Here is a 14,548-nt window from a genome sequence, read left to right on the forward strand (position 1 = left end):
TTGCTTTCCCCCTGTCCGCTGTTCCCGTTAGCGGGAACGTGCTCCGCACCGCTGTCGCGATCGAGTCCTATACGACCATCAATGCCGACGATCACCACCTCGGGAGAAGGCTGCTGAGGGCCACGCCAAGCGTACAGCCACTCCTGGGCGTCGCTCTCCATCCGCACCAACAAAGGATGCTGAGCGGAAAGGTTAAGCAGAGCAGCCCAACCCAAGCCCCAAGCCAACGCCCAGCCCAGCCGCCGCCGGGAGGGGGACAGTCGAGCCGGAGAAGTAGGGCTTTGGCCAGCGAGCAAGTGGGGGATAGAATCCGGCATACTGCAAAGTGCTCCGCAACCCCGACGCGAACGGCACTGCAGACGCGGAGCTAGTTGCCATTCTGGTAGCTGCCGAGGCCCCCGTTGCTGGGGGAAAACCGCAGCCTCAGTGGTGATGGTTGCGCACCCGCGCTGCTTCCTCAGGGCTAATGCCGAGGCGAGTGAGGTTGATGCGGCCTTTGTGATCGATGCTGCGCACCTTGACCACCACCTCATCCTCCACAGCCACCTCATCTTCCACCCTGCCGACGCGGTACTCCGCCAGTTGCGAAATGTGGATCATGCCCTCTTTGCCGGGCAAAAACTCCACAAAAGCGCCGATGGGGATGATGCGGGTCACCTTGCCCAAATACACCTGCCCCTCTTCCACCCGCCGCACCAGATTTTCGATCATCGCCCGCGCCGCCTCCGCCTGGCCGCCCACCGAGGAAGACACGGTGATTGTGCCGTCGTCGCTGATGTCCACCTTGGCCCCCGTCGCTTCGGTGATGCCGCGCACGGTCTTGCCACCGGGGCCGATGATCTTGCCGATGTCCTCCGGATCCACCTTGAACGTGAGCAGACGGGGAGCCGTTTTGGCCAACTGGGGTCGAGGCGCAGCAATCGTCTCCAGCATCTTGTCGAGGATGAACTCGCGTCCGGCCTTGGCTTGCCGGATGGCCTGTTCCACCACGTCAACGGTGATGCCGGTGATTTTCATGTCCATTTGCAGAGCGGTGATCCCCGCCCGCGTACCGGCCACCTTGAAGTCCATGTCGCCCAGAAAGTCCTCGATCCCCTGGATGTCGGTGAGGATGCGCACCTCGTCCCCCTCCTTGATAAGACCCATGGCCACCCCGCTGACCGGCGCTTTGATCGGCACCCCAGCATCCATTAGGGAAAGAGTGGAGCCACAGACGGATCCCATCGAGGTGGAGCCGTTGGAGGAGAGCACTTCCGACACCACCCTCACCACGTAGGGAAACTCCTCTTCCTTGGGCAGCACCGGCACCAAGGCCCGCTCCGCCAGCGCCCCATGACCGATCTCCCGCCGCCCCGGGGAGCGTGAAGGCCGCGTTTCTCCCACTGAAAAGCCCGGAAAATTGTAGTGGTGCATGTAGCGCTTCTCATCCACCGGGTGCAAGTCGTCCAGCTCCTGGGCATCGCCGGGGGTGCCGAGGGTGGTAATGGAAAGGACTTGGGTGAGGCCGCGATTGAACAAGGCACTGCCGTGAACCCTTGGGATCAAACCCACCCGGCAAGAGACCGGTCGCACCTCGTCCAGCTTGCGTCCATCCACCCGCACCCCCTCTTGCAGGATTTGCTGGCGCATCAGCTTCTTGAGCAGAGCCTTGAACTGGTTGTCCAACTCTTTGGGGTTTTCCAGAAGATAGAGCCGCAAGGGATCCCCCTCTGGCCGTTCCTGGATTTGGGCCTCCAGCTTGGCCTTGAGCTCCTCCAGTTGCTGTTCCCGGCTGGTCTTGTCCAAAAACTGCCTGAGAATGGAGCGAATGCCCTCCTGAGCCTGCTCTTCCACAAAAGCAATCAGCTCCTCGTTTTTGGGGGGAGGGGGCAGCTCTACCGGGGTGATGTTGAGATCCGCCAGGACTTGCTGTTGGGCTTTGAGCAGCTCCTGAATGGCCTCGAAACCAAACTCGATGGCCTCCACCACATCCTTTTCCGGCAGTTGGTTGGCCCCGGCTTCCACCATGATCACGCCATCGGCACAGCCGGCCACCACCAGATCCAGATCGCCCGCCTCAATTTCGGCATAGGTGGGGTTGAGGATAAATTCATCCTTGACCAAGCCCACCCGCACCGCCGCCACGGGGCCGTTGAAGGGGATGCGAGCACCGTGAATGGCCAACGAGGCTCCCAAAATACACAACACATCGGGCGGCACCGTATCATCTACAGAGAGGGTGGTGGCCACCACCTGCACATCATCCCGCAGCCATTCTGGGAACAACGGACGAATGGGTCGGTCTATTAAGCGAGAGATCAAAGTGGCCCGTTCCGGTGGCCGGCCTTCTCGCCGCAGATATCCCCCTGGGATCCGCCCCGCTGCGTAGAGGCGCTCTTCGTAATCGACCAACAAGGGCATAAAATCAACGCCAGGCCGGCCTGGCTGCCGTGTGGCGGTAACCAAAATCGAGGTTTCGCCCGAAGTCAGCCAAACCCCACACCCTGCCTGAGGGGCCATCAGCCCAATATTGATGTCAATTTCCCGCCCATAAAAGGAAATCGACCGAGTGTATTCTGCCATGTAACGCTTCGCCTTCTTTTTTTCTTGCCGCTATCGTAGCATTCTCCTTTTGCTCCTTTTCAGCCCCCGCTGACCGGAGGGATCAGGACGACTTCGTCTTCCGCCGATAGGGGAGTGTCGGCAGCTACAAAATTGAGGTTGAGACCGAAGCGCGTTTGGGAGCGCCAAGGAGCCAAGCTGGGGTAGCGCTGGATTAGTTGATCGCACAGTTGCCCGACGGTGGTACCGGGGCTCACCTGCAGGCACATCTCGGTTTGTCCGATTACTTCTTGATAGACGGCAAAGAGCTTCAGCGTGATGGGAAAAAGCTCATCGGAGGGCAAATTTTGGGCAGCAGCCATCGGTAGCGCTCCCACCTGCTTTGGACGGTCTTGTAAACCATCTTGGGCAAGCTTGGGCCTGGCCGTCCACCAGAATCCTCTGCCCATCTCCTACTCATCAGGGATCCCTACAGCCACAGAAAAATCGGCTCCGGGGAAAAGATGCCGTCTTTCAGATTCCAGTGAACTGTTCTTCTGGCTCTGGCCGGGGATCCGGGGCAAGGCTAGGGTAGGTCAAAAGCTTGCTTTGCAGTTTGCAGCCAACCGGCTTCTGTGCTGATGCTAGAGCCACTGACCCCCTCCCAAATCAGGGCCTACTTGGATCGGATCGGCTACGTTGGCTCCACCCAGCCCACCCTGCAAACCCTCCGCCAGATCCACCGAGCCCACCTGCTGAGGGTGCCGTTTGAAAATCTGGACATTCATCGGGGTCGCGCCATTTGCCTGGAGCGGGATTTCTTGTTCCAAAAAATCGTCCGAGAGCGGCGGGGCGGCTTTTGCTTTGAGCTGAACAGCCTGCTGGCCGCTGCCTTGCAGGGAATGGGGTTTTCGGTACACCTGCTCTCAGGACAGGTGAGCCGCGCCGTTCGCGCTACTCCGACGGAGTCCGATGTCCGCTTTGGACCTGAGTGCGACCACTTGGCTGTGCAGGTGAACATCGGCGATGAAGCCTGGCTGGCAGATGTGGGGTATGGGGATGCCTTTCGCGAACCGCTGCGGCTGGGGGATCCTGGGGTTCAGGCCCAGGCTGAAGGACGCTACCGCCTCACCCCTTGGCCAGGGGATCCCACTGCTTGCCGTTATTGGCTCATTCAGCAGGAACAGCCGGATCGCACCTGGAAAACTCTATTTCTTCTGGATCGGATCCCACGCTCCCTGCAGGAGTTCGAGCCCATGTGCCACTTTCACCAAACTTCGCCAGAATCGATGTTTACCCGGCTGCGCCTTTGCACCCTGGCCACTCCGACCGGACGGGTCACCCTCACCGCCCGCGCCAATGGCTCTTTCAAGTGGATCGAGACCACCCCAGAAGGCCGCTGGGAACGCCCTCTCAGGGATGAGAAAGAGTATGAACAACTGCTCGCCTGCGCCTTCGGGATCTGCCTTCCCCCATCTCCTGCCGCCGCTGGGGATCCCAGGGGAAAGGTTGCAAGACCCAAGCCCAATGACGTCTCAACAGAGCCCACCCAAATCTTCCCCAAACAAGGCTAGAACCCCTGCCAGTTAATGTCCCAGTTAATGTCAGAATAATGAGGTAGTGTTTCGTTATCCCAGTAACCGTTATGGATGCTGCCGCGGTCGCCGGGTTTGATGGCCAAGCTTTGGATCACGTACTCATTTTCGACACCACCCTGCGAGACGGGGAGCAGTGCCCCGGCGCCACCCTCAACACCGAAGAGAAGCTGGCCATTGCCCGGCAGTTGGCCCGGCTGGGCGTCGATATCATCGAAGCGGGGTTTGCCTATGCCAGCCCCGGTGACTTCGAGGCCGTGCAGAAAGTGGCCGAGCAGGTGGGAACGCCCGATGGCCCCGTGATTTGCAGCCTGGCCCGCGCCCTCAAGCCGGACATTGAGGCAGCCGCTGCAGCCCTAAAGCCCGCTGCCAAGCCCCGCATCCACACCTTCATCTCCACCTCCGACATTCACCTGAAGTATCAGTTGCGCAAAACCCGCGCCGAAGTGCTGCAAATTGCCGAGGAGATGGTGGCCTACGCCAAGTCCTTCGTGGACGATGTGGAGTTCTCCATGATGGACGCCACCCGCTCCGATCCCGAGTTCCTATACCAGGTGATTGAGGCGGCCATTCGGGCGGGGGCTACAACCATCAACATCCCCGATACCGTCGGCTATGTCATGCCGGAGGAGTTCGGCCAACTGATCAAGGGCATCCGCGAGAACGTGCCCAACATTAAGCAAGCGATCCTTTCCGTGCATGGCCACGACGATCTGGGGGTTTCGGTGGCCAACTTCTTGGAAGCGATCAAGCAGGGCGCACGTCAGGTGGAAGTGACGGTCAACGGCATTGGTGAGCGGGCCGGCAACACAGCCCTGGAAGAGTTGGTGATGGCCCTGCACGTGCGGCGCAGCTACTTCAACCCCTACTTCGGCCTGCCGGTGGACTCCGAGAAGCCCCTCACCCACATCAAAACTCAGGAGATCTATCGCACCTCCCGCCTGGTCTCTAACCTCACCGGCATGTTGGTGCAGCCCAACAAGGCCATTGTCGGCTCCAACGCCTTTGCCCACGAATCTGGCATCCACCAGGACGGCATGTTGAAGAACCGCCAGACCTATGAGATCATGGATGCCCAGACCATCGGCCTGCAATCGAGCACCTTGGTGTTGGGCAAGCACTCGGGCCGCAACGCCTTTCGCACCCGCCTCAAAGAACTGGGGTTCGAGCTGTCGGAGCAGGATCTGAACAAGGCCTTCTTGCGCTTCAAAGAGCTGGCTGACAAGAAAAAAGAAATCTCCGACCTGGATCTGGAAGCGATTGTTAACGACGAAACTCGCCCGGTGCCGGAGCTCTATCGCCTGGAGCATGTCCAAGTGGTGTGTGGCAATCGAGAGGCTCCCACTGCCACGGTGCGCCTGGTAACCCCGGAAGGGGAAGAGCGGGTGGACGCTGCCGTGGGCACAGGCCCGGTGGATGCGGTGTACAAGGCCATCAACCGCATTGTCAATATCCCCAACAAGTTAATCGAGTTTTCTGTCCAATCGGTTACTGCCGGCATCGACGCCATTGGGGAAGTCACCATCCGCCTGCGCCACGAAGACCGCATCTTTTCCGGCCATGCCGCCAACACCGACATCATCGTCGCTTCGGCCCAAGCCTACATGAATGCCCTCAACAAGCTCTACTCTGCGCTGCACGCGGCACGCTCGACGGCTGACCAGCGCGAGGCTGCTGCCCAGAAGATCTGAGGGAAGGGTTAGGGAATCCCAGTCGTTTCCAACAAAGCTGGGATCCTTCGCTGCTGACCCTCACCCCCAGCCCCTCTCCTCTTGGGGAAGAAGGGAGCCCACGCTCAACCTAACCCTGTTGCAAATGACCCTATGGGCTGGCCGAAGGGATCCCATCCGCAAACACCCGCCCGATCACTTCCTCGATGGGCGGGTCGGTTACCGTTAGATCCAGCACATCCAGCTCTGCCAAGAGCTTGGCCACCGTTTGGGTGAGCTGCTCCCGCTGCACCCACAGCCGCGCCTCACAGCTGCCCGGATCCCCGTCCGTACGCACCTCTCCATAGAGCTGCAGTTGGGCAACAGGGCAAGGGCGAGCCAATTTCAACCTCACCTCTCGGTAGGGGGCAAAGCGCTCCAGCAATGCCTCGAGGTCGCCATCGTACATGAGCTGCCCCGCGTTGATGACCAGCACCCGTTGGCACAGCGCAGTAATATCGGCCATGTAATGGCTGGTCAACAGCACCGTTGCTCCATAGCGGCGGTTGTAATCCCGCAGAAATTGCCGCACGCCGGCCTGGGCGTTGACATCCAACCCCAAGGTGGGCTCGTCCAAAAACAAGATCTGCGGGCGGTGCAACAGAGCCGCCAACAGCTCCGCCTTCATCCGCTCCCCCAAGGAAAGCTTGCGCACTGGTTGCTTCAGCTTGCTTTCTAGGTCGAGCAGCTCCGCCAGCTCCCCCACCCGCTCCCGAAACTCCTTCTCAGGGATCTCGTAAACGGCAGCGTTGATGCGCAAAGAGTCCATTGCCGGCAGATCCCAAATGAGCTGCTGCTTCTGCCCCATCACCAGGGTGATCTGCCGCAAAAACGCCGGCTCCCGGCGGTAAGGCACATGACCCACCACTTGCACCGTGCCGCCGGACGGATAGATCAAACCAGTCAACATCTTGAGGGTAGTGGTCTTGCCCGCCCCGTTGGGCCCCAAAAATCCCACCATCTCCCCCGGCTGAACTTGAAAGCTCACGGACTGCACTGCCGGGATGTGGCGATAGGTGCGGCGAAAAAAGTGGCGCAGGGTGCCAACCACTCCGGGATCCTTGACGGCCACTGGATAAACTTTGCTCAGGTTGTGGGCGGCAATGATTGGCTCCAACCGGGTCGGCACATCAGGCAACATCTACCCCCACCCCTACAAAACGGCCAGATCCGCTACCCCAACCCCAAGAACAGAGCTTCCAGAGCTGGGCATACCGGATCTGCAGAGGGCTATTTCTCAGTATCCGAGGGAAAGCAACGAACGAATAGGGGAACTACAGCAGTCCTACGTCCATCCCAGGCTTACCCGTGGCCAGCTCCACCTTCAGGATGCGGCCACCCGATTTCTGGATGCGCTGCTGTTCCCGAAACCAGTTCTCATAGGGCACCAGCTTGGTGAAGTAGGTATTTTGCAGCTCCCGCTGGGTGCGAATTCGGGTTTGGCTGGGCACACAGGCCGTGATCTTGAACATGCGCATGATATGGGATCCCCGCTCAACAACAAAATGGGCTATCTTGACCAGCAAAACAGGCGACTCACCCCAGAAAGCTCGCGTACTTCAGCTAGCACACCAGATCCCTGTGGCAAATCGCCCGCCGTGCTCGTTGAAGAATACACCTCCCCTGAGGCAATGACGCCGGGAGTTAGCTCAGGCCAGAGCAGATGTAATCGAAGTACACCCCCATTTCCTTGCCGGCCTCAGCACCCACCAGAGCGGCAGTTACCTCTTTCATGGCTTGGATGGCCTGGATGGTTGCCCCAATGGGCACTCCCAGGGAATTGTAGGTCTCCTTGAGCCCGTTCAGCACCCGCTCGTCCAGAATGGAGGGATCCCCGGCCAGCATGGCGTAGGTGGCGTAGCGCAGGTAGTAGTCCATGTCGCGGATGCAGGCAGCATAGCGACGGGTGGTGTACATGTTGCCGCCAGGACGGGTGAGATCAGAGTACAGCAACGCCTTGGCAGCAGCATCCTTGACGATGGTGGAGGCATTGGCCGCGATGGTGGCAGCCGCCCGCACCCGCAGCTCGCCTGTGGCGAAGAAGGCTTTCAACTTCTCCATGGCCGAGCTGTCCAGATACTTGCCTTGAACATCGTAGCTGTTGATTACAGCAGTAATTGCGTCTTGCATGATGAGCTTCCTAAATCCAAATCGACGAACAGCAAAGGGTTGTGCGGCAAAAACAATGAGGGATTAGCTCATTGCCCCCACCACAAAGTCGAAGTAGTAGCCGGCTTCAGCCGCATCGTCAGGAGAGAGCAGACCCATGGCCACCTGCTTCATTTGACGAATGCTCTCGGCCACCGCCGGAATGGGTGTGCCCAGGGAGTTGTACATCTCGCGGACACCCACCAGGCCGATCTCTTCAATCGGGGTGACATCGCCGGCAATGATGCCGTAAGTGATCAGGCGCAGGTAGTAGTCCATATCCCGCAGGCAAGTCGCCGTCATCTCTTCCCCGTAGGCATTGCCCCCCGGAGAAACAATGTCGGGGCGCTTCTGGAAGAGTTGGTCGGCAGCTTGTTTGACGATGCGCTCACGAGACTCGGTCAAGACTTGAGCAATGCGCAACCGCTTCTCGCCCGAGGTGACAAAGGACTTGATCCGATCCAGTTCCCCCGGGCTGAGGTAGCGGGCCTCCGCGTCCGCGTTCACAATCGATTTCGTAACAACACTCATGGATATCCATCCTCAAGTCGATTTTTTAAAGAGTATGACGAGCATACCCGCAAGTTATTTTCCGATATGCTTGCCGTCTGCCATCTCAGATCTTCACACTTCTTAAAATCTCTCCCAGAAAAGGGACAGTCCCATTCCCGCCCCGACAGGGCAGTTCCCTCCCCAAAGTCCGGCAAGAGAGGGGCTACAATCTCACTTAGACTCACTTAGAATGAAGGCTGAGTCGCCAGGGGATCCCTGCAGGCTTGGTTTAAGACATGCGTTGAGGTTGCGATGACGGATGCCTCTGGGTCAGAACGATTGAAGCGAGCGAAAGGTATTTCTGAGGGTACACCCTCATCTCTGCCGGATCACCTCATCCGGGCCACGGCGGCAGAAGGCAAAATTCGGGTGGTGGGCTTGGTGTCTACCCAGGCGGTACAAGAGGCACGGGAACGGCACAAGCTGTCCTATGTCGCGACGGTGGCTCTGGGGCGGGCCATGAGCGCAGCCCTGTTGCTGGCGGCCAACTTGAAGCGACGCCAGGCGCGGATTAACCTGCAACTGAAAGGGAATGGCCCCTTGGGCAACATCTGGGTGGATGCCGGCTTGGATGGCACGGTACGCGGGTATGTGAGCAACCCCGCCATTGAGCTTCCTCTCACTGCCGAGAGCAAGTTGGATGTGGGCCAAGCCGTTGGGCGCTATGGCTACCTCCATGTGCTGCGGGATCTGGGGTATGGCCAGCCTTACACCAGCGCGGTGGAGCTGGTTTCGGGAGAGGTGGGAGACGACATCACCTACTACCTCTCCTCCTCAGAGCAGATTCCCTCGGCAGTCCTTCTGGGAGTAAATCTCGACTCACAGCGGGTACGCGCCGCCGGCGGAGTGTTGTTGCAGCTGATGCCAGGGGCGCCGGCCAGTCTGATTCCGGAGATGGAGGCCCGTTTGGCCAAAGTGGAAGAGTTTAGCCCGATGTTGGCTTGCGGCGGCGGCTTGCGGGAGCTGTTGCAACTTTGCCTGGGCGACCTGGATCTGAAAATTGCGCCGGAAATGCGCACCATCCGCTTCTACTGCAAGTGCAATTCCGACCGGGTGAAGGGGGCTCTGCGCATGTTGGGGCGGGACGAATTGCTCGATATGATCCACACCGATAAGGGGGCAGAGGCAGTTTGCCACTTTTGCAACGAGGTTTATCGCATCTCAGAGGATGAGCTGCGCTCGATTGTGGCGGAGATGTCGGCCACCCCCTAATGGCAAAATGATGGCCAACTACGGGATCCTCATTGTTTTCTGACACCTCTCGATGTTGTCTGAGCCCCCGGTTGAGTTGGTTGAATTATCGGTTGTTGTCCCCTGCAAAAATGAGGCGGATAACCTGGAACACCTGTTCGAACGCCTGCAACTTACCTTGGAGCCGCTGGGGATCCCCTACGAGATTATCTGCGTCAACGATGGCAGCCAAGACAACACGCTGGAAAAGCTCATTGCCTTCCATCGTCGGGATCCCCGTATCAAAGTGGTGAACCTTTCCCGTTGCTATGGCAAGGAGATCGCCCTTACTGCCGGCCTCGATCACGCCTCTGGTCGAGCTGTTGTTCCCATCGATGCCGACTTGCAAGATCCGCCGGAGCTGATCCCGGAGATGCTGCAGCAGTGGCGGCAGGGCTATCAGGTGGTTTATGCGGTGCGCCGCAGCCGCCGCGGGGAGAGCTGGCTAAAACGCTTTACAGCCAACGGCTTCTATTGGTTGATTGATCAACTCAGCCAGGTGCGGATCCCGCGCAATACGGGGGATTTTCGACTGCTGGATCGGCAGGTGGTGGAGGCAGTTAAACAGCTGCGAGAGCGCACCCGCTTTATGAAAGGGATCTTTGCCTGGGTGGGCTACCGGCAAACGGCCATTTTTTACGATCGCGCCCCCCGCTTTCGCGGCAAAACCCAGTGGAACTACTGGCGGCTGTGGAACCTAGCCATAGAAGGCATCACCTCTTTTAGCTCTTGGCCGTTGCGGGTGTGGAGCTACATAGGGTTGGCGATCTCGGTTCCAGCCTTTTTGTATGGCCTTTTTCTCATCATCCGCACCTTGCTCTTTGGCTCCGATGTACCTGGCTATGCCTCTTTAGCGGTGATGATCTTGTTTTTGGGCGGGATCCAGCTGATCAGCTTGGGCGTGATTGGCGAATATTTAGGCCGCGTTTTTGAAGAAGTGAAAGGCCGTCCCCTCTACCTGGTCAATGGCACCTTTGGGTTTGAGACCCCACGACCTTCCCCTGCCCTAGATTCAGTACCTACGCAAAAGCTAGGATGAAAAGTCATCTTTCAGAGTTTTGGATCCCGAGGCAACATAACTTTGGTACTCGCGTGTAAAGATATCTTTCATCTCTTCTGGAGATAGCTGGATCCCTTGGATTTTGGCGCGGGCGATGGCCTTCATCAGCTCGATATAGGCCAGGCCCAGAGAGAGAGTGAGGGTGGCTGCCGTAGTGGATTGGATAGCGCTGCCTACAATCCCCGGGCCGGGAATCATCTTCAGCAAGTTGGACACAATCGTTCGCCCGATTGCTGTTGTAATTGTAGTGCCTGCCAAAGCGGCTATCAAAGAGTAGTAAAAAGAAGGGGAAGCCTCGAAGCCAAAAATAAAGCTGATATTGGCAATCATGCCTGCTTGGGCTGTAACCAACAGAGGGGCATCTGCAAAGGGAAGGGGCACTGCCCCGATAAACGCTGCACTGGCCACATAGCCTGATACGTACTTAAAGGCAGCCTCGGCTTTGAGATCCACTCGCAGCAATTGCTGGCGGATAAAGGCAAGGCGAGCCACTTCCGGCAAAAGCTCTAGCGTGCAGCCAATTAGGTGCTCCAGCCCGTGGGCAGGAATGGTAATTTGCCGGTTAATCGCCTTGTTGCGGGCCAAAACGGGAACAATGTAGCGGACAGGCAAATTTTGATGCTGCAAATACCGGAAAAACTCGCTCTCTTCAGGATTGGGATATTCCAAGCATTGGGTTAAGACCAAGATGACGGGAACGTCTTTGAGTTCCAACTCCTTTAGCCATTTGCGTTCAACTTCCTCCAACCGCTTCAGTTCGTGGTGGAGGCAGTACCAAACAACATGGATGTGATGTTCAGGATCCTTAAAGCGCAGCTCCTCGATAAGCTGGGAAACCTCCAGGCGAACTTGCTGATTCTGTTCACCGTCTAGTTCCATGCCAGGTGTATCGTAGATGGTGATTGGGCAACCTGGCTTGGAATACTGACGAATGTGGCGGGTGACGGGGCTGCCAACACCGGTACGGGCCAGCTCATCTCTAAACACTGCATTGACCAAGGTGCTCTTGCCCACCCCGCTTTTGCCAATGACCAGGATGTTGCAGTGGCCCAACTCTGTCTGCGCCTCTAGGAGGTCCTTCTGTAGTATCTGAGACACCGAATTCCAGAAAGACTTAAAGGCTTCTGGCTTCTCGAGAGATTCAGAAGCTTCTGGGATGCCTCGGGCACGGTCAACAATTTGGCGGGTTAGGTCAGTCAGTTTCTCTAAGAAGGATGGGCTTTTCTGAGACATGCTTCTTGCTTCTTCCCCTAAGGCCGATAGCCCCACAAAGGTAGTTCAGGGCGGATCCTACTGCCAAGTTTCTTCCGATACCGGAGACTGACCTAGCCAAGAGCCAATCTGTCTGCGCCCTGATCCCACTCCAAAGGGATCTGCAACAACGGGCTTATTGAGAGTTATTCACAAGAGCCATTTTCTGCACTATGCTAGATTTGGAGATAAACACCCAAGGATCCCAGGCCCGCTATGGCGGGCAGTTTAGGATTCGCAGCTTCTCTTAACTTGTGCTGGAGAATTTTATGTCCGAAACTTCAACCCTGCGCCAGTCTTTCAACAGCGTGCGCGACAATCCTGTCTTGCTTGGCACTGAGATAACCCAGCCGGTTTGCGAGGGGATGAACGCCCTGCTGGCCAGCTTCCAGGGGCTGTATTTGCAGTACCAAAAGCATCACTTCGTGGTGGAGGGCACCGAGTTTTATCCGCTGCACCAGCTTTTCAAAGATCATTACGAGCAGGTGAGGGAGCATGTCCACGACTTGGGAGAGCGCCTGGAAGGTCTGGGAGGTGTGCCGGTAGCCACCTTCAGCGGCTTGGCCCAGCTCTGCTGTTTTACCCCTGAGCCGGATGGAGCTTTTGGGGCGCGGCAAATGTTGATGAACGACCTGGCGGCAGAGCAGGCCATCATCGATCTGCTGCGGCGACAGGCAGCCCAGGCGGAGAGCCTTGGGGATCGGGCCACTCGCTACCTCTACGAGCAAATCCTGTTGAAAACAGAGGATCGCGCTTTCCATCTCCATCACTTCCTGGCCAACGATAGCCTGGTCTTTGGCTTGATGAACGGCAGAGTCTAGCCAGAGGGTCTACAGGTGGGCTTGAGCCTGCCTAGCTTCCGGCCTCTGGCTTTTTTTTGAAAGGCTATTGAGAATTTGTTTCATCTCTTCACTATTCTTTACTCTGAGGTGCTGATCCCGGCCATGAACCCCGCCTTTCTGGACTCTGAGCGCGGCTATCTCTTGAACATTCCTCTGGGCGAGCGCTGGCGCGTTGGTCGGCGGCTGATGGAATTGGGGATCCCGGCGATTTGTACAGGAGATGGTCGTCTGCGGGTGGAGGTGAGTACTCCATTGGCTGTTCTACAGGTGCGCAGTGTGATCCGTCAGCACACAGCGCGGCGACAGGAGTTATTGGATGGCCTAGAGGTTTGTTGGCAGCTCAACACAGAGGCTGGGGGTCAAGATGAGCAAGTTCCCTAAGCAAGGAATCCCGTTTGAGTCGGAAGGCCGGTTTTTGGGATTTCTTCCCGATAAAGACGGCAAGCTCAAGTACCTGCGTTGGCAAGCCGGAGCGGACGTTTTTTCCGGCAAGATCCCCAAGTCTCTGCGCTCTGCCCTCTACCGCACCCTCAAACCTGGAGACACCGTGCAGATCTGTGGGGAGCGGGAGGTGGATCCGCACAAAGGGCGAGAGAAGTGGGTGCTTTACCGGGTGGTTCCCCTCGGAGAGAAGGCGGAGGGTATGTCTTTGACGACAGCTCCAGCTTCCGGGGGTGAGACGGAGCCGGTTGTCCCAAAGGTCAAAGGTAAGGTGCTGGTCTGCCAGAAATCCGACTGTTATCGGCGGGGGGCCGGAGCGGTGATGCAAGCCTTGAACTCCCATTTGGCCGCCTACTCCGGTTCGATTTGCGTGCAGGGGGTGGGCTGCATGAAAGATTGTAAACGGGGCCCCCATGTGGTGTTTATGCCCGACAAGGCTCGTTATAGCGGCGTTTCCCCCCAGGGGATCCCGGCTTTGTTGGAGCGGCATTTTCCGCTTTCCTCGCCGCAACCCCAAGAGGTTGAAGCAGCAGCTTCTTCCTAACGCCCATGGGATCCCCACCGGCGAACAGCTCTGTGAGGTAGGCACAAAATCAAAGGGTGCAGCAGGAGTTTTCCGGCAAACCTAGGCGGAGCGAGATCCGGATTGCCGGGTGGTACAAAGGATCCCTCCTGTGTGATGCTACAGACAGAGGCAGGCTAGGGGAGGGAACAAACCTTGCGGGTGGGGATCATCGGCACCGGCTACGCAGCTCGCTCACGGGCCGAGGCCTTGCGCAAAGATGGGCAAGTGCAGATTGTCGCTGTTGCCGGTCGAGCTCCCGACCGGAGCGATGCTTTTGCCGCCGAGTTGGGGGCCGTCGCCTATTCGGACTGGTCTTCTCTGTTGGGCGAGCAGCGGCTGGATCTGGTTTTTGTCAGCACCATCAATCGGGATCATGCCGCCATTGCCCGTGCTGCTCTGGAGGCCGGGATCCACACCGTCGTGGAATATCCCCTTGCCTTGAGCGCTGCCGAAGCACGTTCTTTGGTGCAATTGGCAGCCGAGCGGCAGGTGCTGCTGCACGTCGAACACATTGAGCTGATCAGCGGCGTCCACCTGTTGCTGAAACGAGAGCTGGAAGGGCTGGGCAAGCTCTTTGCCGTCCGCTACATTACCCTCACCGCCGCCCACCCCGCCCCCGACCGCTGGACCTATCG

Annotated in this window: 15 protein-coding genes and 1 pseudogene; 8 read left to right on the top strand and 8 right to left on the bottom strand. The window is 58.2% G+C overall.

The genetic code is table 11. From position 1 onward, the window contains the following. The 3 genes and pseudogenes from NW856_RS04280 to NW856_RS04290 form a co-directional block, all read right to left on the bottom strand. Nucleotides 1–317, bottom strand: a pseudogene (locus NW856_RS04280) (histidine kinase); the annotation flags it as partial. A gap of 106 nt (nt 318–423) precedes the next feature. Then, nucleotides 424–2,562: a polyribonucleotide nucleotidyltransferase gene (locus NW856_RS04285; RefSeq protein WP_011433060.1), complete on the bottom strand. Its 2,139-nt coding sequence runs from the start codon at nt 2,560–2,562 to the stop codon at nt 424–426. 59 nt (nt 2,563–2,621) lie between these two features. Further along, nucleotides 2,622–2,903 carry a MoaD/ThiS family protein gene (locus NW856_RS04290; protein WP_414399281.1) on the bottom strand — a complete coding sequence of 94 codons (282 nt, stop codon included), beginning with the start codon at nt 2,901–2,903 and terminating at the stop codon, nt 2,622–2,624. 258 nt (nt 2,904–3,161) lie between these two features. Between NW856_RS04290 and NW856_RS04295 the strand changes: the two genes are divergently transcribed. Next, nucleotides 3,162–4,094 carry an arylamine N-acetyltransferase family protein gene (locus NW856_RS04295; RefSeq protein WP_414399283.1) on the top strand — a complete coding sequence of 311 codons (933 nt, stop codon included), beginning with the start codon at nt 3,162–3,164 and terminating at the stop codon, nt 4,092–4,094. A 71-nt stretch (nt 4,095–4,165) separates the two neighbouring features. Then, nucleotides 4,166–5,806 carry a 2-isopropylmalate synthase gene (locus NW856_RS04300; protein WP_414399285.1) on the top strand — a complete coding sequence of 547 codons (1,641 nt, stop codon included), beginning with the start codon at nt 4,166–4,168 and terminating at the stop codon, nt 5,804–5,806. 130 nt (nt 5,807–5,936) lie between these two features. Here NW856_RS04300 and NW856_RS04305 read toward each other — a convergent pair whose 3' ends face one another. From NW856_RS04305 to NW856_RS04320, 4 genes are all read right to left on the bottom strand, one after another. Beyond that, nucleotides 5,937–6,965 (bottom strand): ATP-binding cassette domain-containing protein, encoded by a 1,029-nt coding sequence (locus tag NW856_RS04305; protein ID WP_011433056.1) that lies wholly within the window; start codon nt 6,963–6,965, stop codon nt 5,937–5,939. A gap of 133 nt (nt 6,966–7,098) precedes the next feature. Beyond that, nucleotides 7,099–7,302 (bottom strand): phycobilisome linker polypeptide, encoded by a 204-nt coding sequence (locus NW856_RS04310; RefSeq protein WP_011433055.1) that lies wholly within the window; start codon nt 7,300–7,302, stop codon nt 7,099–7,101. A gap of 166 nt (nt 7,303–7,468) precedes the next feature. Further along, a complete protein-coding gene (gene apcB, locus NW856_RS04315; RefSeq protein WP_011433054.1) occupies nt 7,469–7,954 on the bottom strand; it encodes an allophycocyanin subunit beta in 486 nt (161 codons plus the stop codon). Between the two features lie 63 nt (nt 7,955–8,017). Then, nucleotides 8,018–8,503, bottom strand: a complete 486-nt coding sequence (locus NW856_RS04320) for an allophycocyanin subunit alpha (protein WP_011433053.1) — start codon at nt 8,501–8,503, stop codon at nt 8,018–8,020. 342 nt (nt 8,504–8,845) lie between these two features. Between NW856_RS04320 and hslO the strand changes: the two genes are divergently transcribed. Next, nucleotides 8,846–9,736: an Hsp33 family molecular chaperone HslO gene (gene hslO, locus NW856_RS04325; RefSeq protein WP_414399293.1), complete on the top strand. Its 891-nt coding sequence runs from the start codon at nt 8,846–8,848 to the stop codon at nt 9,734–9,736. Between the two features lie 52 nt (nt 9,737–9,788). Beyond that, nucleotides 9,789–10,793 carry a glycosyltransferase family 2 protein gene (locus NW856_RS04330; protein WP_414399287.1) on the top strand — a complete coding sequence of 335 codons (1,005 nt, stop codon included), beginning with the start codon at nt 9,789–9,791 and terminating at the stop codon, nt 10,791–10,793. On the opposite strand, the gene NW856_RS04335 is transcribed toward NW856_RS04330, so the two are convergent. Then, the gene (locus NW856_RS04335; protein WP_414399289.1) at nt 10,785–11,867 is read right to left on the bottom strand and encodes a YcjF family protein; all 1,083 of its coding nucleotides are present in this window, start codon (nt 11,865–11,867) and stop codon (nt 10,785–10,787) included. The two genes, NW856_RS04330 and NW856_RS04335, sit on opposite strands and share 9 nt — an antisense overlap. 467 nt (nt 11,868–12,334) lie before the next feature. On the opposite strand from NW856_RS04335, the gene NW856_RS04340 reads away from it, so the two are divergent. The 4 genes from NW856_RS04340 to NW856_RS04355 form a co-directional block, all read left to right on the top strand. Next, the gene (locus NW856_RS04340; RefSeq protein ID WP_414328986.1) at nt 12,335–12,886 is read left to right on the top strand and encodes a Dps family protein; all 552 of its coding nucleotides are present in this window, start codon (nt 12,335–12,337) and stop codon (nt 12,884–12,886) included. Nucleotides 12,887–13,009: 123 nt separating this feature from the next. Further along, nucleotides 13,010–13,288: an Asr1405/Asl0597 family protein gene (locus NW856_RS04345; protein ID WP_414399291.1), complete on the top strand. Its 279-nt coding sequence runs from the start codon at nt 13,010–13,012 to the stop codon at nt 13,286–13,288. Continuing rightward, complete coding sequence (locus NW856_RS04350) at nt 13,272–13,892, top strand: (2Fe-2S) ferredoxin domain-containing protein (RefSeq protein ID WP_414399292.1); 621 nt, start codon at nt 13,272–13,274, stop codon at nt 13,890–13,892. The genes NW856_RS04345 and NW856_RS04350 overlap by 17 nt, the downstream gene beginning before the upstream one ends. A 180-nt stretch (nt 13,893–14,072) precedes the next feature. Then, on the top strand, nt 14,073–14,548 hold a 476-nt coding region (locus NW856_RS04355; RefSeq protein WP_414399295.1), incomplete at its 3' end, for a Gfo/Idh/MocA family protein.

Source organism: Synechococcus sp. R3-13, assembly GCF_047462195.1.
In the GTDB taxonomy this organism is placed as follows: domain Bacteria; phylum Cyanobacteriota; class Cyanobacteriia; order Thermostichales; family Thermostichaceae; genus Thermostichus.

Excerpts from the sequence above, each read along its gene's own strand:
- NW856_RS04285 (WP_011433060.1), bottom strand. The coding sequence starts at position 2,562 with ATGGCAGAATACACTCGGTCGATTTCCTTTTATGGGCGGGAAATTGAC.
- NW856_RS04290 (WP_414399281.1), bottom strand. The coding sequence starts at position 2,903 with ATGGCTGCTGCCCAAAATTTGCCCTCCGATGAGCTTTTTCCCATCACG.
- NW856_RS04295 (WP_414399283.1), top strand. The coding sequence starts at position 3,162 with ATGCTAGAGCCACTGACCCCCTCCCAAATCAGGGCCTACTTGGATCGG.
- NW856_RS04300 (WP_414399285.1), top strand. The coding sequence starts at position 4,166 with ATGGATGCTGCCGCGGTCGCCGGGTTTGATGGCCAAGCTTTGGATCAC.
- NW856_RS04305 (WP_011433056.1), bottom strand. The coding sequence starts at position 6,965 with ATGTTGCCTGATGTGCCGACCCGGTTGGAGCCAATCATTGCCGCCCAC.
- NW856_RS04310 (WP_011433055.1), bottom strand. The coding sequence starts at position 7,302 with ATGCGCATGTTCAAGATCACGGCCTGTGTGCCCAGCCAAACCCGAATT.
- apcB (WP_011433054.1), bottom strand. The coding sequence starts at position 7,954 with ATGCAAGACGCAATTACTGCTGTAATCAACAGCTACGATGTTCAAGGC.
- NW856_RS04320 (WP_011433053.1), bottom strand. The coding sequence starts at position 8,503 with ATGAGTGTTGTTACGAAATCGATTGTGAACGCGGACGCGGAGGCCCGC.
- NW856_RS04330 (WP_414399287.1), top strand. The coding sequence starts at position 9,789 with ATGTTGTCTGAGCCCCCGGTTGAGTTGGTTGAATTATCGGTTGTTGTC.
- NW856_RS04340 (WP_414328986.1), top strand. The coding sequence starts at position 12,335 with ATGTCCGAAACTTCAACCCTGCGCCAGTCTTTCAACAGCGTGCGCGAC.
- NW856_RS04345 (WP_414399291.1), top strand. The coding sequence starts at position 13,010 with ATGAACCCCGCCTTTCTGGACTCTGAGCGCGGCTATCTCTTGAACATT.
- NW856_RS04350 (WP_414399292.1), top strand. The coding sequence starts at position 13,272 with ATGAGCAAGTTCCCTAAGCAAGGAATCCCGTTTGAGTCGGAAGGCCGG.